Raw genomic sequence first — 26,259 nt, 5'->3', positions numbered from 1 at the left:
CTTAGTTCCGCATCCCCTGCATCAAAGCCTCAATCTCGGCTCGCTCGTCCCCGCCAAGCGCCAGCAAAGGTAGACGCGGCCTCCCTCCAAAGTACCCATTCAAGTCACACCCAAATTTGATACCCGCAACTCCCATCTGCCTTTCAATCCTGGCCGCAACCTCCTGCAGCCGAACCTGCTTCTCCCGCGCCAACCCCTCATCGCCATCCTTCCACGCCGCCAGCACCTCGTAGCAGGCCTGCGGAGCCGCCGCCGCAAACACTGGCATCGCGCCAACCGCGCCACCGCTCAAACCTTCCAGCATCCCATCCGTGCTGCCAGCCAGCCGTTGAAATCCCACCACCTTCGTTCGCGTCTTCGTCACCGTCTTCGTGGCCGTCGCCACCGCAGGCATCCCATCCATCAACTCAGTGGCTAGGATCAAATCTTTCGCCTCCGCACCCTCACTTCGACTCTGCATCCTCCCGGTCACCGCTGCGAACACGGCAGTCACAGTCACATCTCGCTTGTAATTCGCAGTCCCCGCCTTGATCGATTCCACCCGAGCACCGTCCCCCGAACCATCCACCATTCCAAGAATCTTCGAGTGCCCCGCCAGCTCGATTACAACCTCGGCAGGCAGCGCAGCTCCATCCTCCGCCGCAGAGCTGGACAACACCACCGGCAGCGCTGACCGGTCACTTACCGCTTGAAAGTAAGCCAGCAGCTCCTTCCTCCGCTCCCCGTTACCTCGGAGCATCGAAGGCCGCCTCACCAGCACCGCATCATAGCCAAACTCCGCAGCCGACTCCACCAGCTCCAGCGTCCCCGCCACGCTATCGCGAGACACTCCAGCGATCAGCACCTTCTCTGGCGCAGCTGCAGCCGACACACTCCGCAACACGTGCCGCGTCTCCTCTTCACTCAGCAGAGTCGGCTCTCCCACCTCGCTCAGCGCAACCAGCCCCGCGGCCGGCGTCTTCGAGTAGCGTGCCACATTGTGTTCCAGCTTATGAAGATTGAGGCGTCCGTCAGGATAGAACGGTGTAGTCAGCGGTAGTTGAAGCCCATCGAGCAGCATCTCTCTATTCTAAAAGCGAATGCCCAAACCATGCGATGAACCCGCAATCTCATACCCCGAAAGACGTAACAAACAAGCCGTCTCGACGAAACCCTATTGCAGTAATCTAGCTCTTGGTGCCCATGACCAACGGACGAGACATCCCGCAGGGTAAATCTCTAGGCGACCTCGGCCGCGAAGCCTCTTGGTTTCTCACCCACACCCTCATCGCCGTCCTCATGCTTGCGAGTGTCATCGTCGTCCTCTCTCTCAATCATCCAGACCCGGACTCAGCCAACCCCAAGCTGCTCGCCACCATCCTGGCCGCCCTCGTTCCCATGCTTGGCGGAGCCATCGTCACGCGCCTCCTGCAAAACGACATCGCACCTTACACCTGGATCTCCGGCCTCGTCATCTTCTCTATCGTCTGTGTCTGGGTGCTCGACCTGCCCACCGGCAAAGGCCTCTGCGAGAACTGCGGCGCAGTCGAAAAACTCTGGCGCACCTTCTTCACCTTCCACCACGGCAGCGGGCTCATGGGCGGGGACGGCCTCCTCATCGGCACTTGGCTCCCCCTCTCCATGATCAGCTACGCCATCGGCGCAAAGTTCGCCATGGATCCCTACTAGCCCCCTACTAAACCACCTTCCGGCGCCAGCTAATCCACAACAGCAACCGCTTTGACCTCGGCCGCAATTCTGTTCGCATGAAGCGTCTGGAGCGCAACCACACTCAACGTACCCTCCTGCAAAGCGGAGATACCCTCAGCCGCCGCCCGTGCCGCTGCCAGCGTCGTGATCGTCGGAACCCGCGCCATCACCGCCGCCCGTCGAATCGCCTTCTCATCGAAGAACGTATCCTGCCCATGGGGTGTATTCACAATCAGATGGATCCGGTCTCCCTTGATGAGATCGACCACATTCGGCCGCCCCTCCTTAACCTTGTAGACGCGCTCCGGCTGCAGTCCCGCCTGTTCCAGCACAAGCGCCGTACCATGCGTAGCCACCAGATGAAATCCCATCTCCACAAAATCCCGCGCCAGCGACACTGCGCCTTCCTTATCATGGTCGTTGACGCTGAGAAACACCGTCCCCTGCAACGGAAGCACCTGCCCCGCGGCGATCTGCGCCTTCGCAAACGCCTCGCCGAAGTTATCCGCGACCCCCATCACCTCGCCCGTAGACTTCATCTCCGGACCAAGCACTGTATCGACTCCAGGGAATTTGCCCCACGGAAACACCGGCGACTTCACAAAGTAGTGCGAACCCGTCTCCAGATCCTTACCGCTGGTTGTCTGCTCCGGCAACAACTCCTTCAACTTCCGCCCCACCATAATCCGCGAAGCAATCTTCGCCAGTGGAATCCCCGTCGCCTTCGAAACATAAGGCACCGTCCGCGAAGCCCGGGGATTTACCTCGATCACGAAGACAATCCCCCGCTGAATCGCGAACTGAATATTCACCAGTCCACGCACACTCAACGCCATCGCCAGTTTGCGTGTGTACTCACGAATCGTCCGCAGCACGTCATCATTCAGATCAACCGCTGGTAACACGCAGGAAGAGTCGCCGGAGTGAATCCCCGCCTCTTCGATGTGTTGCATGATCCCAGCAATCACGACATCGTCGCCATCGCACAGTGCATCCACATCACACTCCACGGCATCTTCCAAAAAGTGGTCGATCAACACCGGCCGCTCCTGCGAGTACTCAATCGCAGTCGACATATACCGCACAACTGCCTCATCGTCATAAGCGATCACCATCGCGCGTCCGCCCAACACATACGAGGGCCGCACCAACACCGGATAACCCACACGATTCGCGCCGGCAACAGCCTCTTCCACGCTTGTCGCCATCGCTCCTTCAGGCTGCGGAATCTTCAACTCCTCAATCAGCTTCCCAAACCGTTTGCGATCCTCCGCCAGGTCGATCGACTCCGGCGACGTCCCAATAATCGGCACGCCGGCCTTCTTCAGCGGCAGCGAAAGATTCAGAGGCGTCTGTCCGCCAAACTGCACGATCATCCCAATCTCCGCACCCGAAGAGGCCTCATGCTCGTACACTCCCAGAACATCCTCGAGCGTCAGCGGCTCGAAGTACAGCCTGTCACTTGTGTCATAGTCGGTCGACACCGTCTCCGGATTGCAGTTCACCATGATGGTCTCGTACCCATCCTCACGCAGCGCAAACGCAGCATGGCAGCAGCAATAGTCAAACTCAATTCCCTGCCCGATACGATTCGGCCCACTCCCCAGGATCAGAATCTTCTTCTTCTTCGTCGGTGCCGCTTCATCCTCTTCGTCGTAGCAGCTGTACAGATAAGGCGTGTAGCTCTCAAACTCGCCTGCACACGTATCTACCATCTTGTACACCGGCATCACGTTCAACTTCTTCCGCAACGCGCGCACTGCCGACGTGCCCTCCGCACCAGTCAAACCCCAACTCGCCGCCAGCCTCTCATCCGAGATCCCCATCCGCTTCGCCGCACGCAGCTGCTCCGCCGTCACCTCGGCCATCGGCACACCGCCAACCGCCTTGATCTCATCCGTAATCTGCTTTATTTGGTACAGGAACCAAGGGTCCATCGAGGTCATGCGAGCAACCTCACGCACCGTCATCCCGCGCTCAAACGCATACCGAATGTAGTTCAGCCGCTCCGGATGCGGAGTCACCAAACGCTGCGTCAACCGCCGCGGTTCAATATCATCCGCCGTCGCCTTCTTGCCCGTCTCCAGCGACCGCACCGCCTTCATCATCGCTTCCTTGAAGGTCCTGCCGATCGCCATCACCTCGCCAACCGACTTCATCTGCGGCCCCAGCACCTCATCCGCACCAGGAAACTTTTCAAACTGCCACTTCGGAATCTTCACCACAACATAATCAATGGTCGGCTCAAAGCAAGCAGGCGTAGCCTTCGTGATGTCGTTCTGAATCTCATCGAGCGTATATCCCACCGCCAGCCGCGCTGCAATCTTCGCAATCGGAAAGCCCGTAGCCTTACTCGCCAGCGCCGACGAACGCGACACCCGCGGATTCATCTCAATCACCGTCATACGCCCGTTCAGCGGATTCACCGCGAACTGCACATTGCTCCCGCCCGTCTCCACGCCAATCTCGCGAATCACGCGAATAGCCGCATCCCGCATCACCTGGTACTCGCGATCGGTCAGCGTCTGCGCTGGTGCTACCGTAATCGAATCGCCCGTATGCACGCCCATCGGATCGAAGTTCTCAATCGAGCAGATGATGATGACGTTGTCCTTCAGGTCCCGCACCACCTCCAACTCATACTCCTTCCAACCCAGCACACTCTCTTCGAGCAGACACTCATGCACCGGCGAAAGATCCAACCCGCGCGAAAGAATCTCCATCAACTCTTCGCGGTTGTAAGCAATTCCCCCACCCGAACCGCCCAGCGTAAACGAAGGCCGAATCACCACCGGAAATCCGATCTTCGTCGCAAACTCCAACCCGTCGCGGATGTTATTGATCAACGCAGACCGCGGCATATCCAGCCCGATCTTCGTCATCGCGTCCTTGAACAGCAGTCGATCCTCAGCCTTCTTGATCGCCTCCAGCTTCGCGCCGATCAACTCGATACCAAGCTTGTCCAACACACCAGAATCCGCCAGATCCACCGCAAGATTCAGCGCCGTCTGCCCACCCACCGTAGGCAATACTGCAAACGTCCCCTTGCCTCCAAGGCCATCCGGATCAAGCATCTCCTTCTCAACGCGAAGGATCTCCTCAAGATAAGCGGCATTCAGTGGCTCGATGTAAGTCCGATCCGCCACCTCAGGATCGGTCATGATCGACGCCGGGTTCGAGTTCACCAGCACCACCTCATACCCCTCGGCCTTCAGCGCCTTACAAGCCTGCGTCCCGGAGTAATCAAACTCCGCCGACTGCCCAATCACAATCGGCCCCGAGCCGATCACCAGAATCTTCGCAATGTCATTCCTGCGTGGCATGTCTTTTCTTCTTCCTCTTACCGATCTCTATGTGCCGAAAAAATGCGCGACCAAAGCCGCGCCATTTAATCTCTATTTTTTGAACTCTTCCATCATCTTCCGAAAATCCTTGAAGAGATAATGAGAGTCATGCGGCCCCGGACTCGCCTCCGGGTGATACTGCACGCTGAACATCGGGTCCGTCTTGTGCCTCAAACCGGCCAGAGTCTGATCGTTCAGATTCGTATGAGTCTTCTCAACATCGTTCGGCAGCGAATCAGGATCCACGTTGAAGTTATGATTCTGCGCCGTGATCTCTACCTTGCCCGTCTGGTGGTTCATGATCGGGTGATTCCCGCCGTGATGCCCAAACTTCAGCTTGTACGTCTTCCCGCCCAGAGCCAGCCCGAAGATCTGATGACCAAGACAGATTCCGAAGATCGGCTTTTTGCCCTGCAGCTCTCGCACATTCTCGACCGCATACTCTAACGGCTCCGGATCACCCGGCCCATTTGAGAAGAAAACCCCATCCGGCTCCATCGCCAACACATCCGCAGCCGAGGTCTTCGCCGGAACCACCGTCACCCGGCAGTTCTCCCGCGTCAGCATCCGAAGAATATTCTCCTTGATCCCGAAGTCATACGCGACCACATGCATCTGCTTCGCATCTTCACCGCGCGCCGCAGTCAGCAGCGTATCGCCCGTCTGATTCTTCGGTTCATTCGCATCCCACTCATAAGCAACCTTCGTACTCACGACGCTCGCCAGGTCGGTGCCATCCATCTTGCGTATCGATCGCGCCTTCGCCACCAGCGCATCCACATCGAGATTCTCCCCCGACGCAATCACTCCACGCATCACACCATTCGCCCGCAAGTGCCGCACCACCGCCCGTGTATCGATCTCCGCGATCACCGGCACGCCATAGCGTTCCAGATACTCATCCGCCACCTGCGTCGAACGCCAGTTTGAGCTCATCGGTGAAAACTCGCGCGTCACCAAACCCTCGATAAACGGCTTCTTCGACTCCGCATCGCTCGGCGTCGTCCCATAGTTTCCAATGTGTGGATTTGTCAAAACCACGATCTGACCCGCATAAGAGGGATCGGTGAAAATCTCCTGATAGCCGGTTAGTGATGTATTGAAGACCACCTCGCCCGAGCATTCCGCCCGCGCGCCAAAACTCTTACCCCGAAACACGCGCCCATCTTCTAGCGCCAGTATTGCCTGCATTGCCTCTCCTGTCTGGAGTGGATTTAATAGATTCTATCAGCATTAGCGCTGCAAAACGCTGACTGCAGGCAAATCCCTTGGCACGCAAAAAGACTCGGCACAATGGCCGAGCCCTTTCACAATCTGTTCAAACTCTACCGCTGGTGATGATGGTGATGCCGATGGCGATGGTGGCGTTGATGATGATCGTCTTGCGCGTTTGCTGGAACTACGGCCCCCACCAGAACGACGAAAGCGATGACGGCAAGAAATATACTACGCAACTTCATGATAAGAACTCCCTCTCTACCGGCCACTCCTTCGAATGGTCTGTCAGTAAGATGCAGCTTAGCCTGTCATCTTGTGGGTTGGAAACATCAATTCCCGAAATTACGAAGTGTTCCAAGCTTGATTCCCCAAGATTCCCCAAACGGATCACTACTCAATATCCACCAGAACATTCTCCCCCTCCACCCGCAGCGGAAACACCCCCACCCTCTCATCCGCCGGATACTCCGCCAACCCCGTCTTCGCATGGAACGCCCAAGAGTGCCACGGGCAGATCACCGCCTCCCCCTCAACCCAGCCCTGCCCCAGCGGTCCCTGCCGATGGGGACAAACATTATCCAGCGCCGACAGCTCCCCATTCACATTCGCCAGGCAAATTGCGACGCCCTCTACTTCGGCCTCCATCACCCGTCCCACCGGCGGAGCCTCCGCCACCCCACACAACCTTACCCACTGCGCCACTCGAAATCCTCCACGATCTCCATGTTAGAGCCTCGCACTCACCAAAACGACTCAGCTACGTAACCCCGAATGCTAAAGTCGATACAGAAGCCCGACTCATGCCCCGCCCTACTCCAAAGCCCAGCCAGCGCACTCCGCCAACCACCGCCCAGCCTGAAGTCGTAAGTCCTCTCTGGCTCGTCAAAGCCATCGCACTAACCATCATCGCGGCCCTCGGCTGTGGCTATCTCACTCTCTGCCTCCTCTTCTACCAGGGCCAGTGGCAGCTCGTCCTCCACCCCACGCGCACCTCGGCCGCCCCCACCTCCATCGCCGGCATCCCCTACGAACTCATCCGCTTCGGCCCCGACGAGTCCGCCATCCCGCAGCTCACCGGTTGGTGGATCCCCTCCTCCCCTAACGTCCGCTACGCCCACTCCACCATCCTCTTCCTCCCTGGCGCCGACGGCTCCCTGGCCAACTCCATCCCCACCCTCGCCAGCCTCCACAACCTCGGCCTCAACGTCTTCGCCTTCGACTACCGCGGCTACGGCCAGAGCGCCACCACCCGCCCCAGCCAGCAAAACATGGCCCACGACGCCGACTCCGCGTGGCAGTACCTCACCAACTCCCGAGCCATCCCCGCCCAACAAATCATCCTCTACGGAACCGGCGTAGGAGCCTCCCTGGCCACCCAATTAGCCGCAAATCACACCACCATCCCCGCCTTGATTCTCGACGACCCCCACGCCGACCTCCTCCCACAAGCCCAGCGTGACCCCCGCGCCCGTCTCCTCCCCGTCCGCCTCCTCTTTCACGAGCAGTTCCCCCTGGCCGCACCGCTCTCCACCCTGAAAACTCCCAAACTCCTCCTCTCCCCCAGCACTTCACCCAACCAAAGCTTTCGCACCGCCGCCGATCCCAAACTCACCGTAGAACTACCGTTCCCAGAACTCCCCACCCCAGAACTCCCCTCACCCTCCAGCTCTCTCTACACTCAAAGCCTCACCCGATTTTTAGATCAATATCTAACCCACGATCTTTCACCCGCGCCAACCCAGCAACTCGTACCTTCCCCGGCACCCACCCATTAAGATCCAGTTCATCTTCACAACACCCCACGATACCCTCTTCCAAAAGGGATCTATATGACTAAATGGCTCAACAGTCTCCAGCCCACCGGTGCGCTCCTCATGCGACTCATCCTGGGTGTCTCCATGGCGATCCACGGCTACCACAAGGTCCTGCCGCTCTCTGCCCTGCACCACTACGCCCACTACGTCACTACCCTTGACCTGCCTTACTGGCTCGGATACATCTCGGCCTACACTGAGTTCGTTGGCGGTATCCTCCTCATCCTGGGTCTTCTCACCCGCTTCGCCGCCTTTCTGGTCGCCACCAACATGCTGGTAGCCTTTGCCACCGTCGGAATCCATCAGGGCTTTGGTATCTACAACTACATCCTCGCCCTCGCTGCCCTGGCCATCATGCTGATCTTCTACGGAGCCGGAGCCATGGCCCTCGACCGCAAGATAGGCTTCGCCTGACTCGAAACCAACAAGCGCAGAAAACCAAAAAAGTGCCGACCAAAAAGGAGTGAAGGCTCCCGATACTCTGGGAGCCTTACATTGTGGTGGGGAGTTCTTTTGTTGCGGATATTGGAAGCCGGAACTGTGGGAACTGCAAGCCCGACTGTCGTGTGTTACATCCAATAAGACGCAGAATATAAAGAAAAGTTGCCGTGCTTTTTCCACTATTTTGTATCTTGCTGATTTTTACATTCCATAAACAGAAGAGTGACACAGTAGAGACATTCGCGCTCGTCAGGCTTCATCACCCCTGAGAGAAGTTCAAAAACTCACTCGGACTCACGCGCGATCCAGGGAACACCATCTCAAGATTCTTCGCCCCCAAAGTCTTATAAGCTGTTTCACCTAGCACCCGCCGGAAATCTGTTGTCACCGTCAGGTCCCGTCCTTCGTTCAGCTGTTCGTTAGCCAGCCCAGGCCACTTGCCATAAATTTTGCCGCCCTTCACCCTGCCACCCAGTACAAACATCACATTCGCATGACCGTGGTCGGTTCCGCCCGACCCATTCTGCCGAGCCGTCCGTCCAAACTCCGACATCGTCACCACCGTCACATTCTCAGCGTCGCTCCCCATGTCCTTCCAGAACGCCGCAATCGTATCCGAAAACTCCTTCAGCCGATTCGCCAGCTGCCCATTCACATTCCCCTGGTTCTGGTGCGTATCCCAGCCGCCCATATCCGAGAACGCCGCCTCCACCCCCAGGTTCGCCTTCATCAGTTGCGCCACCTGCTTCATGCTGTTGGCAAATGGAGTATTCGGATACACCACTCCAGCTGCCGGCTGATACTTCGCCGGGTCCGCCGACTTCAGCATCTTCACCGCCTCGAACGTCTCCTGCCCAGTCCCATGCAGCACCGCGTCCGTACTCTCGTCATACATCGCCTGAAATGCGTTACTGATCGGCGAAGTCTGCGGTCCCTTCCCAGCCACCGAAAAATCCGCCAGATTACTCACCGCAATCGCCGGCACCCTCCCCTGCAGCGTTCGCGGCACCTGCGTCCCCAGCGCCACCGCACGAAACGCCGTAGGCTTCCCCGTCAGGACCTCCGTCTGCAACGCGCGATTCAACCACCCGTCCGTCGTAGCCTTTACGCCGGGTGTCCCGCACTCCATATAATCCTGCGCGTCAAAGTGCGAACGCGTCGTATCGGGCGAACCCGCCGCATGAACAATCGCCAGATGCCCCTGGTCATAGAGCGGCTTGAACGCCGTCATCGCCGGATGCAGTCCAAAAGATCCATTCAGATCCAGAACATCCTTCTCCTCAATCGCAATCGAAGGCCGCATCGCATAGTAGTTCTTCTCTTTGTAAGGAACCACCACATTCAGCCCATCCACCGCGCCCCGCTGAAACAGCACAACCAGCTTCTTCTTGTTCGCCGCCGCCGTAGTTACCTCAGCCAGAACGCTTCGCGACAAAAACGCCGGAATCGTCGAAGTCCCGATCAGCGCCAGCGCGCCGCCCTTCATAAATCCGCGCCGCGTCACCTGCCGCCGCGCCGCATCGCGCCCATGAAGATCGCAACCCCAGTCGCTCTGATCCACCATACTCTTCATGTTCGCCATCTTAGACCCCTGTCCGCGTATCGCATCACGCCATCTGCATCTACAAACGCATTTACTTCGGAGAAGTTGCCAAATCGGAACAATTCCAACTCACGTGCACTCATTACACCGCACCTAAGACCACAACTCTACCGCCGTTGAAACTCCGGCGAACCAAGCAGCAATCCAGCCATTCCCGCCGCCTCACGGTCCAGCGGCGGCCTTACCTTTTGCTTCGGCGAAGAGATGTTCAACACCTGCGCCATCGGCTCCTGTTCATTCGCTCTGATCCCGAAGCTCTTCTCCGCCTGCTGCTGCGTCGTCTGATCCTGAAACTGTGCCAGCACCGTCTCCCTTGTTCGATCGCTCACCGCCTGCCCAAGCAGCGCGACCTCCAGCTTCTTCTCCTTCTCCGCAGCCGAATCTCCCGTCGCCACCAAACCCTGCGCCGAACCCTGCTCCCCCAGCATCCGTGCCCAATCCGTCTGCACTCCCCCAACCCGATCGTTACTCAACGACACCGCAAAGTTCAGCCGGTTCACCAGATCGCCCGAGTTCACCCACGGCTCCGCCATCCAGCTATAGCCATTCGGTGTCTGCATCCCATATAGCGGCATACCCAGCTTCTCCAGCGCCTGATAAAGCGGAATCGCCGTCGTCACCTCAGCCCCGCTCGCCCGCACCGCAGACACCACAAACTCCTCCGGCGTCTTTACCTTCGCACGGCGTACCTCCGGCGACCAGAACTCCGGCGAATCAAACATCGTCCGCAGCACCGTCTTGATGTCACCCCCGCTCACAACAAACGCCTTCGCCATCCTGTCCACCAACGCAGGCGGAGGAGTATCGCTCACAAACCGCACCGCCAGCTTCCTCGAAACAAACCGGGCCGTCGCCGGACTGGTCGCCAGCAGATGCAGCACCTCCAGCCCCTCTGCCTCACCCTTCTCTCCAATCTTCTTCCCGAGAACAGTCTTCGTCCCCGGCTCATGCCGCCGCTCTTCAAACCGATACGTACCACTCCGCGCTGGCTGATCGATCGTCCATCCCGTCAGCACCTCCGCCACCTCGGTCACATCCTGCTGCGTATACCCACGCCCGCAAGCCTTATCCAACATGCTCACCGGACGATCCGCGCTCACCTCGCACTGCACGCCCAGCGTATGCAACTCCATCAACTCCCGCGCATAGTTCTCATTCAATCCGCGGTCCTTCAGAGCCTGCTTCACCTGCGGGTTCTGCGCAAACTTCGCCAGCTTACCGCCATTCCTCGCCGCCATCGAATCCGGCCCAATGCTCTGCCAGTTATCCAAATACATCAACATCGCCGGACTCTTCGCCGTCGCCACCAGCAGGTCTTCAAACTTCCCCAGCGCACGCGGCCGAATCACATCCCGCTCATAAGCAGGCAGCAAAAACGGCTCATTCTGATTCTTCTTGATATACACATTGAAGTGGTTCAGCCAGAAGTCAGTCATCACCGCCTCGAGCTGCCGTTCGCTGTAGATATCGCGCAGCATCCGCGACTCCAGCAACTCCGCGCCAATTATCCTCGGCGATCCCTGCAGCGATGTCAGCGTCTCCCGCTGCATCGGAGAGAGACCATCCGCTGCCGCAGCCATCTCACTATTGCTCAAACTCTTGCGAAACCTCACCAGTTCCTCCGGCGGCATCGCCAGAATCCGCTGCATCCTCTCATCCGGCGGCAGGTTGATCACCCGCACCGCATCCAGCCCCGAATAAAACTGCTCCTCATGCGTGGCCATCGCAGGAGTAGCGGGATCAACTCCATCCCCAGGCAGCGCCGCAGTACCCTTCATCTCCTCCGCACTCTTAGCCATCGAGCCGTCACTAGCCATACCACCCGCCGCCGGCACTCCATCCTCGCCGCCGCTGTTCTTCGCCGCCGCAGCCTGCTCCGCCTCTTTCTTCGCCTTCGCCGTCTTGTAAAACGCAATCTGATCCGCGTAGATCGCATGCTCTACGGGATCACTCGGCAATGGCTCATTCTTTGCAATCATCTGCCGCAACACCGCAGGACTCGGATAGCGCTGCATCAACTCCGTCTGCTCCATCTGCATCGCAGGAAACGCAGCCAGCCGCACCTCCAGCGCCGAATCGTCGATGCTCTGCGGATTCAGCTGCCGCTCGAACCACGCCTTCACCCCAATCTCTCGCACCGCCGCCACATCTCCCGGCCGCGGCCCAAACGTAAATCGGTTCAGCGCATGCAGCGCCCTCTGGTCACTCTCAATCTGCTTCACCGAAGGCTCTACCGCCCTCTTCGTAGCCGCAGCCGCCACCATTGGCTGCTCCACCATCAACACGCACAAAACACCCGAGAGCAAAACCCGCACTCCACCGACAAAAACTCCGGCTCTCTGTCCAGATCGCATCGCCACTCCTAACCATGCGCCGAAAAATTATGCAGCGCAGCCAACCGCAGAATTACACACTGCAATCAAAGACACCAAACCAACGCATCAGTTGCGCAATCTTTGTGTCTGACCAACGGGAAGACCCATGCACACCCCCAGCCAAGACCGGTATACACGTCACGAAGTGACCGCCCTCCGCGTAGGAGGCCCGTCCGGCAGGACGCTTTAGAACGCCGCCAGTTCCGCCATCGCCCGATACAAATCCTCCGGCTGCGGCAGAATCGCATCCTCCAGCAGCGGCTGATACGCGACAAACGTATCCATCGCCGCCACGCGCCTCACCGGAGCGTCAAGGTCATGAAACAGCTCATCCCCTATCCGCGCCGCGATCTCCGCGCCATACCCCCAGCTCAACATATCCTCATGCGCCACAATCACGCGGCTGGTCTTCCTCACGCTCTCCGCAATCGCCTCCCAGTCATAGGGAGTCAAACTCCGCAGATCGATCAGCTCCACATCCACACCCGTATCGCGATGCAGCTTCTGCGCCGCCTGCAGCGCCCGCGGCACTACCGCGCCATACGTCAGCACGGTCAGGTCCTTCCCCGGCCGCACAATCTTCGCCTTCCCAAACGGAATGCAGTAGTCCGGCCCCGGATAGGCCGCCCGCCCAAACGTCTCGCGATACAAACGCTTGTGCTCCAGAAACAACACCGGGTCATCGCAGCGAATCGCCGTCCGCAGCAACCCCAGCGCATCCAGCGCATTCGACGGCATCACCACCCGCACCCCCGGCGTATGTGTAAAGATGCTCTCACCCGACTGCGAGTGATAGATCGATCCACCCGTCAGGTACCCGCCAATCGGCACCCGCATCACCAGCGGGCAGCTGAAGTCGCCATTCGATCGCCACCGCACCAGCGACAGTTCATTCCGCATCTGGTGCATCGCCGGCCAGATGTAGTCGAAGAACTGAATCTCCACCACCGGCTTCATCCCGCGCACTGCCATCCCAATCGCACGGCCCGTAATATTCGCCTCAGCCAGCGGCGAGTTCCAGCAACGGTCACTGCCAAACTCCGTCTGCAATCCAGCCGTCAGCTTGAACACACCACCCTTGCCCTTGATCTTCCCCGCCCGCAGCGCACCATCGCGAGTCGCATCGGCCACATCTTCGCCAAACACCACCACCCGTTCATCCCGTCGCATCTCGTCCTTAAGGCAGCAGTTGATCAGGTCTGCCATCGTGCGCTCCGTAGCATCCGCAGTCGGCTTCGGCTCGGTCGCAAACCGCGCATCCTGCGAACTCAGATCCTCCGAGTAAACATGCTTCGTAATCGAAGCCACCGCAGGCAGCGTAGCCATCACCGCGCGATCCGCCGCCCGCTGCACCTCTTCATCCACCTGTCGCTCCAGCTTGTTGATCGCATCGGCATCCAGAATCCCCTCGCGCAGCAGCCACATCTGCATCCGCGAGATCGGGTCCCGCGCAGCATCCGCATCCAGCTCCTCCACCGACCGATAAAGCCTCTCATCATCGCTCAACGAATGCGAGTAAGGCCGAATCACATGCCCATGCACCAGTGCCGGTCCCTTCCCCGAACGGCAGTAAGCCACCGCCTCCACCATCGCCTTATAACTCGCAATCGGATCGGTCCCATCAATCTCCGCAAAGTGAAAGTTAGGAAAATTAGCCACCAGCTTCGAGATATTTCCCCCCGGCGTATTCACCTCCACCGGAGTCGAGATCGCATACCCATTGTCCTCGACCACATACAACACCGGCAGCTTCCCATTTGAAGCCGTACTCAACGACTCCCAGAACTCTCCCTGGCTCGTCGACCCCTCACCAATCGAAACATAAACCACCTCATCGCCATGAAACGTCACATCCTTGAAGCTCCGATAGTCGCTCTCGCGAGAGTCGCCGTCCGGTTTCTTAGCCGCCTCAGGATGCGTCGTAAAAAATCTCCCGGCCTCCGCACACCCAACCGCATGCAGGCACTGCGTAGCCGTCGACGAGGACGGCGAAACAATATTCAACTTCCTGCTCGACCAGTGCGAAGGCATCTGCCGTCCCCCGCTCGCCGTATCGTCCGCCGCACCCACCGCCTGCAGCAGCTGCTCCTCCACCGTATTACCCAGCGTTAGACAGATCGCGCGATCCCGATAGTAAGGAAAGAACCAGTCATACCCCGGCTTCAGCGCCATCCCCGCCGCAACCAGCAGCGCCTCGTGCCCGGCACAAGAGATCTGAAAAAAAATCTTCTGCTGCCGCTTCAAAACAATCTCACGATCATCGGTACGCCGCGACAGGTACATCAGCCGATAAAACTCCACCAGCTGCTCCCGCGTCAGCAAGCTCTCCGCCGCGCCTCCCGCCGTCTTCTTGCTCTCCTGCACACCCGATCCAGACTGTCTTGCCATACACCCATCCTTTACATCGAAGAGCCATCGAAAGTCCGCAGCTCATTGAACACTACCGACACAGATTGTACCGGGAAGCCACTACACTTGACTTCCCCGTCTCCCGCTTTCCACAGCTAAAACCCAGAAAAATGGGCAGCCCAAAGGCCACCCACCCATCAACACGCATCTCACAACTAAACAAACAAAGGCGCAAGCACCAGCGTAATCGTAGCCAGCAACTTAATCAGCACGTGCAAGCTAGGCCCAGCCGTGTCTTTAAACGGATCGCCCACCGTATCCCCCACCACCGCCGCCTTATGCGCCTCCGACTTCTTCCCGCCATACTGTCCTGTCTCGATAAACTTCTTTGCGTTATCCCAGGCCCCGCCGCCGTTGTTCATCAACATCGCCAGCAGCACGCCAGAGATCGTTCCAACCATCAGCAACCCAGCCACAGCCTCCGCACCAGCCAGATTCACCGCAACGCCGCCAATCGCCGGCACCGGCAAGATCGTCCCCGGCGCATACAACGCAGAGCTGGCTTGATAACTTGCACTCAAGTGCCGGAAGATCAACCCCACCACCACCGGCAGCCCAACCACCAACACCCCGGGCAACACCATCTCCTTCAGCGCCGCACCGGTTACGATGTTCACGCACCGCGCATAGTCCGGCTTCGACGTACCGGCCATAATCCCATGATTCTCCTTGAACTGATTCCGGACATCCTGCACCACCATCTGCGCCGTCCGCCCCACCGCCTTGATGGCCATCGAGCTGAACAGATACGTCAGCGTCGCACCCAGCAGCGCACCAACAAACACCGGCACCTGCGCCAAATTGATATTGGTAAAGCTCCAACCCGCAGGCATATATCCACCTGCATTTGCCACCTTAGCAGTTACAATTACTTTAATCTCTTCCAGGTAAGCCGAAAACAAAAGAAACGCCGCCAGCGAAGCCGATCCCACCGCGTACCCCTTGGTCAGCGCTTTCGTCGTATTCCCCGCCGAATCCAGCTTGTCCGTCCGCTCACGAATCGAATCCGGTTGATCCGACATCTCGATAATCCCGCCTGCATTATCGGTGATCGGACCAAACGTATCCATCGCCAGAATGTAAGCAGCGCAGCTCAGCATCCCCATCGTAGCGATCGCCGTTCCGTAGATCCCCTTCGCATAGTCACTGATACCCGCAACTCCAGCCAGCCCCTGCACGCCAAAGTAGTAGCTCAGCAACAACGCAGCCGAGATCACCACCACCGGCATCGCCGGCGTCTCCATTCCCACGGCCAGCCCGCTGATGATGTTCGTCGCCGGTCCCGTCACCGAAGCCTCAACGATCGACCTTACCGGCCGAAACTTCGCCTCCGTGTAGTACTCCGTAATCCACACAAAGAGAAATGCCGTCACTAACCCAACCACGCCACACCCCAGCAGCCACAACGGCTGCACCTGCGGCCCATTCAACATCGTGTAAACCGCACCGGCAAATCCCGCCAGCGCCAGCGCCGATGTCACATAAAATCCCTTGTTCAGCGCGTGCATCGGATCCTCATCCTCGCGCGTGCTCACCACAAACACGCCGACAATGCTCGCAATCAAATTGATCGCAAGCACAATAAGCGGAAACAGAATCCCCTTCACGCCAAACACCGGATAAAGCGCCGCGCCCAGAATCATCGCGCCCACATTCTCCGCCGCAGTCGATTCAAATATATCCGCACCACGACCCGCGCAGTCACCAACGTTATCGCCCACCAAGTCCGCAATCACCGCTGGATTCCGCGGATCGTCCTCGGGAATCCCCGCCTCTACCTTCCCCACCAGGTCCGCACCCACATCCGCGGCCTTAGTATAAATTCCACCGCCAAGCTGCGCGAACAGCGCCACCAGTGAAGCCCCGAACCCAAACCCCACCAGCTGATACGGCACAGCCTGCGGATGCTCCAACCCGCCAAAGAACAGGAACAGCACCCCGACACCCAGCAACGAGAGCGCGACCACCACCAACCCCGTCACCGCCCCGCCGCGCAACGCCATCTGCAGCGCTTTATTCAAGCTAGTCCGCGCCGCCGAAGCCGTCCGTATGTTCGCCCGAATCGAGCAGTACATTCCCGTAAATCCCGCCAGCCCCGAGCACACCGCCCCCACCAGAAAGCTCACCACCGTCTTCAGCGCATAGGGCGAAGTCCGCGGCGACATCTTGTACCCCACGAAGACAACCACCGCCAGCACCAGTGCAATCGACCCGATCGTCTTATACTGCCTCCGCAAAAACGCCTCTGCCCCTTCACGAATCGCATTCGAAATCGCCTGCATCTCCACTGTCCCCGTATCGGAGGCGATTACGGCCCGCGCCAGCATCAGTGCAGCAACCAACGCCAGCACCCCAACCGTCAGGGCAATCCACAAATAGACTCGCCCGTCGCCGCCGTCCACAGACGCAGAGGACACAGGAACCTGCGACTGAACGGCCAACGCCAAAATACTTACTCCAACCATGCAAGGGTCTCCTTAGAACAAAAACTTTCTCTCCGCTTCACAAAGGCGCAATTAGAGCACGTGCGATCAAACAGGGTCAACGTATCCGCTAATCGAGCAGGATCAGTCAGATTTCACTCAATCGACAGACCAAAGTAATAGCACACAACCGGACTGGCACTAATGCAAATTCGCGCACAGCCGATTCATACCTCAGCACAACCACGAGGTGCCTCCGTGTTCGTCTTCCACAAAATCGCTTCACCAGAGCCAACTCCGCCAGAGGCTCGCACCCGTCACCTCCGCCGAAGTATCTCGCGCCTCGCCGCTCTCTTTCTCCCTCTTCTTCCACCCGCTGCCATAGCCCAGATCGACACCACCAGCATAGCTCCCCATCGCTACCTCGTCCTCTATCGCAACGCCACCATCCCCGGCGACGCCGAGGCCCACCTCCTCTCCGCCGGCACCCGCCTCACCCAGCGCAACGAGCACCTCGGCATCGCAGCCGTCCAGTCTCCCGCCTCACAGGACGACGCCACCACCCTCCGCCTCCTCGCAGCTCAACCCAATGTCAGTTACGTCCTCCACGACCGAATCGTCTCCGCTCTGCACATCCGCCTCAAGCCCATCGCACCTACCTCGAACGACAACAACGGAGCACAATCTCTCCCGTCAACCTCAACCATAGGCCGCCTTCCCACCCACGGCCCCATCACCACAGCACCGCCCTCCAACCCAACGCCGCCCCCCTCTACTCCGCCACCGCCGCCCCCAGCCCATGACACTTACGACACCTATTACACCTCCACCCCCCAGGGATGGGCTGTCCAGCAGATCGGCGGCTACGGAAACAACACCCCCGGCGCACCCGCGCACGGCCCCTGGGACACCACCATGGGCAAAGGCATCCGCATCGCAATCCTCGACAGCGGCGTCGATGCCACCCACCCCGACATCGCCCCAAACCTCGCCCTCAATCTCACCGAGGTCGACCAAAGCGCCTATCCCAGCGCCTGCGACGACGGCAGTCCACAGGATCAGCAAGGCCACGGCACCTGGACCTCCTCCCTCGCCGCCGGAGCCATCGGTCCCGGGACCGGCAAGATCATCGGCGTAGCCCCCGCCGCCACCATCCTCAACATCAAAGTCCTCCAGCGCATGCCCATCTCCATCACCGGCGACACCAACCCCGCCGACCTGTGCGAAGCCGGCGAAGCCAGCGGGCTCCTCAGTTGGGTCATGAAAGGCATCGAAGACGCCGTCACCAACCGCGCCGATGTCATCTCCCTCTCCGTCGGCGCGGTCGCCGACCTAACTACTGGAGACGGAGCCGGCCTCCTCGCCGCCTTCAACCAGATCACCTATGCCGCCGCCCAGGCCAACATTGTCCTCGTCTCCTCCGCCGGCAACGACGGCCTCGACCTCTCCAACCTTCGCTACGTCGAACTCCCCGCACAGTCTCGCAGCGTCCTCGCCATCGCCGCCTCCACCAACCCGGCCTGCGCGCAGAACACCACCCCCGGCGCCACCTGCACCCCCGGCCCCGTCTCGCTCGCCTACTACAGCAACTATGGAGCTCCCCTCAACGCCCTCGCAGCACCGGGTGGCAGCTATCCCGACGGCCCCGATACCGGCGTCAGCGGTTGGATCCTGGGTGCCTGCAGCTCCGGCCTCCCCAACACAACCGACGGCCTCCCCGCCGACTCCGCCCACAGCTACGGCTGCTTCAACCTAGGCCACACCGCTTACGTTCAGGCCATGGGCACCAGCGCCTCAGCGCCCCTCGTCGCCGGAGTCGCCGCTCTTGTCCGCGCAGCCCACCCGGACTGGAGCGCCGCAACCGTAGTCACCGCCATGCGAAACTCAGCCGTCACCGTCCCCGGCTTCTCTATCCCCCAGGTCAACGCTGCAGCAGCTCTCTCCCTACCTACCCCACAATAAACTGTCCTGCCGGACGGGCCTCCTGCGCGGAGCGCGGCCACTTCGTGGCGTGTGTACCTTATTTGGGCGAGGCTTGCGGCATCGGTCCTCCCGTTGGTCAGAATCGACTTCTCTTCCGACCAACGGGAGGACCACGCGAAGCTTTAAAAAGGCGTGTGAACGCCCGCCCCACGCGCAGTGGGCCCGTCCGGCAGGACTAGCCCTTCATCCGCTCCTTCACGCTATGGGCCAGCTTCTCAATCTCATCCGCCTTCTTGATCACATCAACCGACAGAATATTCTTATTCGTCTTATCCACCTGCTGCTTTAGATCCGTCGCCAGCGCCAGCAGTTTATCCGTATCCGCCACCAACCGCTTCTGCCGCTCCGTGCTCCTAACCTCCTCCTGCTGCTCCGCACGACGCGAATCCATATTCGGACTCATATCGTCCGGCTGATGCCCCTGTCCCGGGAAGCGCTGTGGCGGCGGTGTAAACTGCTTCGGCTCTCCCCCGCTCACCCGTCCCGACACGCCCATCATCAACGCCACCCCCATCATCGCCACTCGAAGCATCCGCATAGCACCCTCCCATCACGTCCCGTCGCCACCCCACATCCCCTGCCTGAATTGCATCTTACAAACACCTGACGCATTCTGTTCACAGTATTCTTTTTCGAAAGCGAGACGCCGTAATCATGCTCCTTCTGGTAGTTCCCCCGCAAGACGAGCGAATCCTCCAGGTCATCGAACGCGACTGGCATCAGGACATCATCCTCTTCCTGCAGAACAAGCTGCCCAAGATCATCGTCGTCCTCCTGGTCCTCTTCATCCTCCAGCGCGTCGTTCTCCTCTTCGTCAAAAAGATGCGTACCCGCGCCGACCACCAGGTGGGCAACTTCCACCGCGCCGCCCAGCTCCGCACCATCGCCTCCATCGTGCGTGCCACCTCCTACGGCGTCCTCGGCTTCATCGCCTTCCTGCAGCTGCTCAACATCTTCGACATCCCCTACCAGCCCATCCTCGCCTCCGCAGGCATCGTTGGTGTCGGCATCGGCCTCGGCGCGCAATCCATCTTCAAGGACATGCTCACCGGGATCTTCATCCTCATCGAGGACCAGTACAACGTAGGCGAAGTCGTCGCTCTCGCCGGACTCAAGGGCACCGTCGAAGATCTCTCCCTGCGCAGCACCCGCGTCCGCGACGCCGACGGCACCCTCTACATCATCCCCAACAGCCAGATCGCCAATGTCGCCAACTTCTCCCGCGACTACGCCGTCGCCACCCTTCCCGTCAGTGTGGACGCCAGCGCCAATCCCGACAAAGTCATCGCCGTCCTCACAGCCCTGGCCGAGCAGGTTCGCCAGGACTCAGCCTTCAAAGACATTGCCATCGCCGATCCGGTCGTCCTCGGTGTCGACAAGATCAACGGCCGCGAGGTCACCTATCCCATCCAGCTCCGTGTCCGCGCCAACCAGAGAGATGCCGTCCTCCGCGAACTGCGCCGCCGCATCATCCTCACCTTCGAAAAGGAAGGCATCCCGCTAGGCAACGATCCCGCGAACATGCTCATCCTCCGAGCGCCAAACCCAACAGGCCCACCCTTACAGCAGCCTCTAATAGGTAGCTAGCAAATCAATCCGACCGACGGAAGAATCACGCGAAGCGGTATACAAGTCACGAAGTGACCGCCTCGCGCGCAGCGAGCCCGTCCGGCAGGACAACCCTTACACCCTCACAAAGCCTTATTCATAGCCTCAATCAACTCATCCGCGGTAGCAACCGGCGGCAAACACCCCTTGCCGCTGCAAACCACCGCAAAGCTCCCCTCCCCCTCAAGCCCCGGCAGATGCGGCAGCGTCTCCGCCAGCGCCGGAGGCAGCGCCCCCAGCTGATCCCGCCGCAGCCGAATCACGCTCTTATTCACCGCATACCGAGCCAACGCCACCGCCTCAAGCCTCCTCGCCGCGGCATCGTCCCCAATCACGCAGATCTCCACCGACCTCAAGACCATCCTCTGCAACGCCAGCCCATAGCTAGCGGCATACAGCCCAAAGTGCTCCACCACCCCGGCAAACGTCTCCAGCGTCTCCAATGCCTTCACTGCATAGTCTTCCCGCCCATTCAACGCTTCCAGCCGCAACAGCAACGCCGCTCCAACAGAGTTCCCCGCAGGTGTAGGCGAGTCCTGCAACGGCTTCCTCCGCGTCACCAGCGCCCCCAGCCGAGTCTCACCCTCCGCAACACTCTCAGTATCGAAGAACGCGCACCCAACCGGGTCATAAAACTTCATCACCGCACTCTCCATAATTGCCATTGCAGCCGTGTAGTATCGCATCTCCCCGGTTAGCTCCCACGCATCCAGCGCTGCATGCCCCAGGAACACATAGTCCTCAAGCACCCCAGCCACCCGCACTCCCTTCCCGCCTTGTTCGCCATAAGCGACCACATGCGCCACGCCAGCCTTGGCCTCCCACGCCTCCGCCAGCACCCGGTCCAGAGACTTCAGCGCAAACGCCCGCACCTCCGGCATATCCAGCACCCGCCCCGCCTCCAGGTACGCCGAGATCATCATCCCATTCCAGCCCACATAGATCGTCTTATCCACATAAGGAGTAGGCCGCCTCAGCCGCGCCGCATACAGCTTCTCCTTGGCAGCAGCCAGCCGCTCCTTCGCGACCTCCACCGTAATCCCATTCGCCTTTGCCACACCCTCCAGCGTCCCTCGAACATGCAGAACATTCTTCGCCGGGTTGTGGTGCATATCGCCGATCTCGCCAATATCGTAGTAAGCGCTCGCCACTGCCAGTTCCTCAGCAGTCAGCGCCTCAGCGGCCTCATCGCGCGTCCACGTAAAGTAGTCGCCGTCATCCTCGAGCGAAAAGTCCGCATCCTGCGAAGCATAAAACCCGCCGCGCTCCCGGTCGCTCAGCCACTCGTCGATCCACCCAATCATCTCCCGCGCCACCCGTGCCGCCTCCGGCTCCACAAACGTCTGGAACGCATGCACATAGTTTTTCAGCAGCTCGCTGTTGTCATACGACATCTTCTCGAAGTGCGGCACCACCCACCGCTCATCCACCGAGTAGCGATGAAATCCCCCCGCCAGATGGTCATAGATCCCACCCCTCGACATCTTCTGCAGCGTCACCATCGCCGCAGTCTTCGCCGCCTCGCTCACATTCTCCATCCCGCCGGCCGACACGCGCGACGCCACATCCAGCAGCAGATCGATCGCCCCCGAGTGAGGAAACTTCGGCTGTGACCCAAACCCGCCCGACCGCGAATCAAACTGCTTCAGCGCCGACCCCACCAGCTTCGCCACCAGCTCCGGCCCCGGATTCCCTGCCCTCCCCATAAACGATTCGTTATGCTCAATCGCCGCCATCACGCTTCCAGCCGACTCATTTACCTCATCCCGCCGATTCTGAAACGCCTCCGCCATCGTCAGCAGCACCCGCTGAAACCCCGGCCGTCCATGCTGATCCGCCGGCGGAAAATAAGTCCCCCCAAAGTAAGGCTTCCCCTCCGGAGTCAGAAACGCAGTCAACGGCCAACCACCCTGCCCGCTGATCGCAGACACCGCCGCCTGGTACCGCGTATCCACATCCGGCCGCTCATCCCGATCCACCTTCACCGCAACAAAGTGGTCGTTGATGATCTTCGCCGTAGCCGCACTCTCATACGACTCCCGATCCATCACATGACACCAGTGGCACCACACCGCGCCGATATCCAGCAGGATCGGCTTATCCTCTACCTTCGCCTTCTCGAACGCCGCCTCGCCCCACTCCTGCCACTCCACCGGCTGATGCATCGCCGACCGCAGATAAGCCGAAGCCGCACTCGCCAAAGAGTTCAAGTGCCCATCACCCTGCGCGTGAATCCCCGCCGCTTCCTCACTCGCCACCGGTTCGTTGCTCACAGTCGGATCGTTACTCGCCGCTTTATGACTCATAGACCTCCAGTCTAGTTCAAACGCGGTCCCCAACCTCATACCTTGTTCGTCATTCCGAACCTTTGGTTTGTCATTCCCGAAGGGAATCTGCGGTTGTCTTCCTACGCACCAATAGCAAATCCGCTTTAGCCTCTCATCACCCAAAAAAGCACCGTCATCTCGACCAAAGGGGTTGCTCGTCATCACGATCACGAACAGAGCCCGTCATTCTGAGCGCAGCGAAGAACCCCCTCATTTGCCTTTGCCTTGCCCGTTGCGTTTGCCTTTGCCGTTGCCTGCTCTTTTGTTTTTATTCCGCAGCGAAGCGGACGAATCCGCCGCTCGCACTCGCAAACAGCCGGGTGCCCCATCCATCGCGTTCTCTGCGATGGGTGGGAAAGCACAATGTTCGCCGCCCTGAAAGCCTGCTTTGTAGCAGTCTTGCACCCACTCAAAAACAAAAAGGGCCCGAGCCAAAGCCCGAGCCCTCCATCAAATCATCCCTTGCTACTGCTGCGGCGGAGCAGCACCAGGATTTACATCAATCGGCTTCGGCGGCTCAGGAGCCTTCGGAGCCGTCAGCCCAGGAATCACCGGCGTCGGCATTCCCGCGCCTCCAACCGCCTGCGCCGCAGCTTCGATACTGATCCCATAACGATCCAGAGTGTTCGCCAGAAGCTGGAACAGTTGCGCCCGGTCTCTCGCATACGCTGCCGTAGCGGAGATCAGGTTGTTCTCCCCCGTCGCCAGATTTCTGCCCTGCTGCAGCACATTCGCAGTGGTCGATGCTCCCAGCTTATACTTCTTCTGTTCCGCATCCAGGCTCTGCGCCGCGAAGTCTCTCGCCGCCTGCGCCGCCTGCACCTGCGCCCGGTCGTTGGTCAACGCATACTGCTGGTTCGTCACCTGAATCCGAATCAGCGTGTAAAGCTGCTGCAACCGCATCTGCGACTGCCGGTACTCCATCTGCGACCGCGCCTGATCCGCCTGCGCCTGCCGGTTCCGCAGCGGAATCGTCATGTTCACGCCAACACCCTTATCCGGAGCGTTGTTGTTGAACGTGTTCTGAAACACATCGCCATACCCAACCGAAGGAAACGTTCCAGGAGGATACTTGTTATTGGGCGGAGGAGCAGTGGAGTTGAAGTTGACGGCATTCGGGTTCTGAGCACCACCCAGAGCGCTCCCGCCATAGAACGCATACGCATCGACAATCGGCAGCAATCCATTCTTGAACGCCTTGATCGTGATCTCGTTATTCTTCATATTCAACACCGCCTGCTCAATCTGCGGGTTGTTCGCATACGCCTGCTTCACCAGATCCTCGACCTGCAGATCCTCCTCAGGCAATCGATCCAGCGCCACCCGGTCAGTCGGAATCACCGGAGCCTGCGACATCTGCGGATCGTTAAGATTCCGCAAAATCGCCTGCTTCATCAGCAGCTGCTGATACTCAAGGTTCGTCTTCGACGCCACCAGCGCCTGCTTGTCGCTCGCCACCGCGCTGTCTGAGTTCACCACATCCAGCGGCGCCAGCGTGCCAATCTCCAACTGCTTCCGGTTGTCCGAGGTCAGTTGCGACGACTGCGTCAGTTGACGCTCCTTCGCCTGCTCATCTTCATACGCGCTCACCAAAGCCCAGTAGATGTTCTCCACCTGATTTACCGTGTAGAGAAGCTGCTGACGAAACGCCGAGTCCGTAATCCGCCGGTCGTTCTTGGCCTGCAGGATAAACCGGCCATTCACGCCCCAGCCAAAACCCTGCAGCAGGTGCTGCGTCGCCGTCGCTTTGAAACTCGTCGTCAACGAAGGGCTGTAGTTGCTGAAAGGATTATCCGTCGTCACGCGCGTATTGTTGAACCCCACCGTCAACTGCGTGCCGGTAAGAAATCCCTGCGCATAGCCGAAGTTGTAAGTCGCCGTATCCGTCGTCAACACCGACAACCCACCGCTGAACAGCGTATTCAACTGCGGCTGCGTTGACGCCTCATACTCCAGCTGCCCCGTCAGCACCGGATCCAGATTCTCCGGAACCGGCCCGCCGCCGTTCGTGCTCACAACGATTCCACCGACACCGGTACCGCCGCCGCCCACGCCCTGCGACGTCGCTCCCGGTCCGCCGCCCGTCGTAATCGTCGTCGTCGTTCCGCCAATCGTATTCGTCAGCAGACCCGTCGAAACGCCGCGCAGTGAAGATCCCGCTCGTGCCCGCAGCAGATCTGTATCCGCAATATCAAGATTGATCCGCGAGATCGCAATATCGTAGTTATTCTGCAGAGCCAGCGTCACCGCATCCGCCAGGCTCAGATAGATCTTCCCATCCTTCAGCAAACTTCCCAGCGTCGTGTTCCCCATCTGGAAGGTCGGAACCTGAATCGCAGTATACGGAGCGATCGGATTCCAGATATGGCTCTTCGGCTTCGTATAGTCGCGGCTCGTATCGCGCAAAAACAACGGCTCGGTCGGCTTCGGATCAGGAGCCTGCGGCAATCCCGCCTGTCCCGTCGTGTCGTTGGCCACCGCTTGCGGCGCTGCCGGCCTGGTCGCACTGGTTGGGTTCGACTGCGTCTGCTCCTGCCCCAAGCTCGGCTGTGTGCACAGACTCATCAGCAGCAGTGCAATGCTCGCCGCCCCCTGCATATCCTTTAATCTCACGATTCGCTCTCCAACTCTTTCCTGAAGCTTCTCGACGCTCTACCGGCAACGCCCTACACCGGAATAATCAACTTCACCGAACTCCCGGTGACTCAACAGCTCTCCCAACCCCGCTCAACCACACGAGGGGTTCAGCCTCACAACCAGATTTTGCAATTCTTATTCAGACGCGCAGCACCTTCCCAACGACTCTTAAATGACAGCCACAGACATGCGAAGGCACCTATGCCACGACACTAGGAAAAATCCTGCTAACCCAAACACCGCTCTAACCATCAACGTTGTCGGGGTTCCAGCACAGATACGCACTCATCGCCCGCTTCGTTCCCAACATCTTCAGTAAAACTACATTCCCAAAAGTGAGTATCTGGATACGATACGGTAAGTATATCAACCCCCTGCCCTTACCAAC

The 26,259-nt window shown here is 59.4% G+C and carries 16 protein-coding genes; 5 read left to right on the top strand and 11 right to left on the bottom strand.

What is annotated here, in order from left to right; genetic code table 11:
• Position 1: 1 nt before the first annotated feature.
• Entirely contained in the window at positions 2 to 1,060 is a 1,059-nt protein-coding gene (locus RBB75_RS17725) for a dihydrodipicolinate synthase family protein (protein ID WP_179637978.1), read from the bottom strand.
• A 122-nt stretch (positions 1,061 to 1,182) separates the two neighbouring features.
• Between RBB75_RS17725 and RBB75_RS17720 the strand changes: the two genes are divergently transcribed.
• The gene (locus RBB75_RS17720) at positions 1,183 to 1,668 is read left to right on the top strand and encodes a hypothetical protein (protein ID WP_179637977.1); all 486 of its coding nucleotides are present in this window, start codon (positions 1,183 to 1,185) and stop codon (positions 1,666 to 1,668) included.
• Between the two features lie 29 nt (positions 1,669 to 1,697).
• Here RBB75_RS17720 and carB read toward each other — a convergent pair whose 3' ends face one another.
• From carB to RBB75_RS17705, 3 genes are all read right to left on the bottom strand, one after another.
• Positions 1,698 to 5,012, bottom strand: coding sequence for a carbamoyl-phosphate synthase large subunit (gene carB / locus RBB75_RS17715; protein WP_179637976.1), 3,315 nt, complete (start codon positions 5,010 to 5,012; stop codon positions 1,698 to 1,700).
• Between the two features lie 72 nt (positions 5,013 to 5,084).
• On the bottom strand, positions 5,085 to 6,224 hold the full coding sequence (gene carA, locus RBB75_RS17710) for a glutamine-hydrolyzing carbamoyl-phosphate synthase small subunit (protein WP_179637975.1): 1,140 nt from the start codon (positions 6,222 to 6,224) through the stop codon (positions 5,085 to 5,087).
• A 417-nt stretch (positions 6,225 to 6,641) separates the two neighbouring features.
• Complete coding sequence (locus RBB75_RS17705) at positions 6,642 to 6,953, bottom strand: Rieske (2Fe-2S) protein (protein WP_353068828.1); 312 nt, start codon at positions 6,951 to 6,953, stop codon at positions 6,642 to 6,644.
• 98 nt (positions 6,954 to 7,051) lie between these two features.
• Between RBB75_RS17705 and RBB75_RS17700 the strand changes: the two genes are divergently transcribed.
• Complete coding sequence (locus tag RBB75_RS17700; protein ID WP_353068827.1) at positions 7,052 to 8,026, top strand: alpha/beta hydrolase; 975 nt, start codon at positions 7,052 to 7,054, stop codon at positions 8,024 to 8,026.
• 54 nt (positions 8,027 to 8,080) lie between these two features.
• Positions 8,081 to 8,479, top strand: coding sequence for a DoxX family protein (locus tag RBB75_RS17695; RefSeq protein ID WP_353068826.1), 399 nt, complete (start codon positions 8,081 to 8,083; stop codon positions 8,477 to 8,479).
• Positions 8,480 to 8,765: 286 nt separating this feature from the next.
• Here the strand turns inward: RBB75_RS17695 and RBB75_RS17690 are convergent, their stop codons facing one another.
• The 4 genes from RBB75_RS17690 to RBB75_RS17675 form a co-directional block, all read right to left on the bottom strand.
• Positions 8,766 to 10,088 carry a DUF1501 domain-containing protein gene (locus RBB75_RS17690; RefSeq protein ID WP_353068825.1) on the bottom strand — a complete coding sequence of 441 codons (1,323 nt, stop codon included), beginning with the start codon at positions 10,086 to 10,088 and terminating at the stop codon, positions 8,766 to 8,768.
• Between the two features lie 128 nt (positions 10,089 to 10,216).
• Positions 10,217 to 12,463: a DUF1800 domain-containing protein gene (locus RBB75_RS17685; protein ID WP_353068824.1), complete on the bottom strand. Its 2,247-nt coding sequence runs from the start codon at positions 12,461 to 12,463 to the stop codon at positions 10,217 to 10,219.
• Positions 12,464 to 12,670: 207 nt separating this feature from the next.
• Positions 12,671 to 14,872, bottom strand: a complete 2,202-nt coding sequence (locus RBB75_RS17680; protein ID WP_353068823.1) for an alpha-ketoacid dehydrogenase subunit alpha/beta — start codon at positions 14,870 to 14,872, stop codon at positions 12,671 to 12,673.
• A 176-nt stretch (positions 14,873 to 15,048) separates the two neighbouring features.
• Positions 15,049 to 17,358: a sodium-translocating pyrophosphatase gene (locus RBB75_RS17675; RefSeq protein WP_257030916.1), complete on the bottom strand. Its 2,310-nt coding sequence runs from the start codon at positions 17,356 to 17,358 to the stop codon at positions 15,049 to 15,051.
• 216 nt (positions 17,359 to 17,574) lie between these two features.
• Between RBB75_RS17675 and RBB75_RS17670 the strand changes: the two genes are divergently transcribed.
• Positions 17,575 to 19,278: a S8 family peptidase gene (locus RBB75_RS17670; protein WP_353068822.1), complete on the top strand. Its 1,704-nt coding sequence runs from the start codon at positions 17,575 to 17,577 to the stop codon at positions 19,276 to 19,278.
• 196 nt (positions 19,279 to 19,474) lie between these two features.
• Here RBB75_RS17670 and RBB75_RS17665 read toward each other — a convergent pair whose 3' ends face one another.
• Positions 19,475 to 19,837: a hypothetical protein gene (locus RBB75_RS17665; protein WP_353068821.1), complete on the bottom strand. Its 363-nt coding sequence runs from the start codon at positions 19,835 to 19,837 to the stop codon at positions 19,475 to 19,477.
• 116 nt (positions 19,838 to 19,953) lie between these two features.
• Here RBB75_RS17665 and RBB75_RS17660 point away from each other — a divergent pair, with 116 nt between their 5' ends.
• Positions 19,954 to 20,886 (top strand): mechanosensitive ion channel family protein, encoded by a 933-nt coding sequence (locus RBB75_RS17660; RefSeq protein WP_353068820.1) that lies wholly within the window; start codon positions 19,954 to 19,956, stop codon positions 20,884 to 20,886.
• Between the two features lie 104 nt (positions 20,887 to 20,990).
• Here the strand turns inward: RBB75_RS17660 and RBB75_RS17655 are convergent, their stop codons facing one another.
• Together RBB75_RS17655 and RBB75_RS17650 are read right to left on the bottom strand one after the other, a co-directional pair.
• Positions 20,991 to 23,213 (bottom strand): thioredoxin domain-containing protein, encoded by a 2,223-nt coding sequence (locus RBB75_RS17655; RefSeq protein ID WP_353068819.1) that lies wholly within the window; start codon positions 23,211 to 23,213, stop codon positions 20,991 to 20,993.
• Between the two features lie 486 nt (positions 23,214 to 23,699).
• Positions 23,700 to 25,847, bottom strand: coding sequence for a TolC family protein (locus tag RBB75_RS17650; RefSeq protein WP_353068818.1), 2,148 nt, complete (start codon positions 25,845 to 25,847; stop codon positions 23,700 to 23,702).
• Between the last annotated feature and the right edge of the window lie 412 nt (positions 25,848 to 26,259).

The organism is Tunturibacter empetritectus (genome assembly GCF_040358985.1).
Taxonomy (GTDB): Bacteria; Acidobacteriota; Terriglobia; order Terriglobales; family Acidobacteriaceae; genus Edaphobacter; species Edaphobacter empetritectus.
Note: the sequence above shows the minus strand (reverse complement) of the source record. Positions and strands in the feature narration are given on the sequence as shown.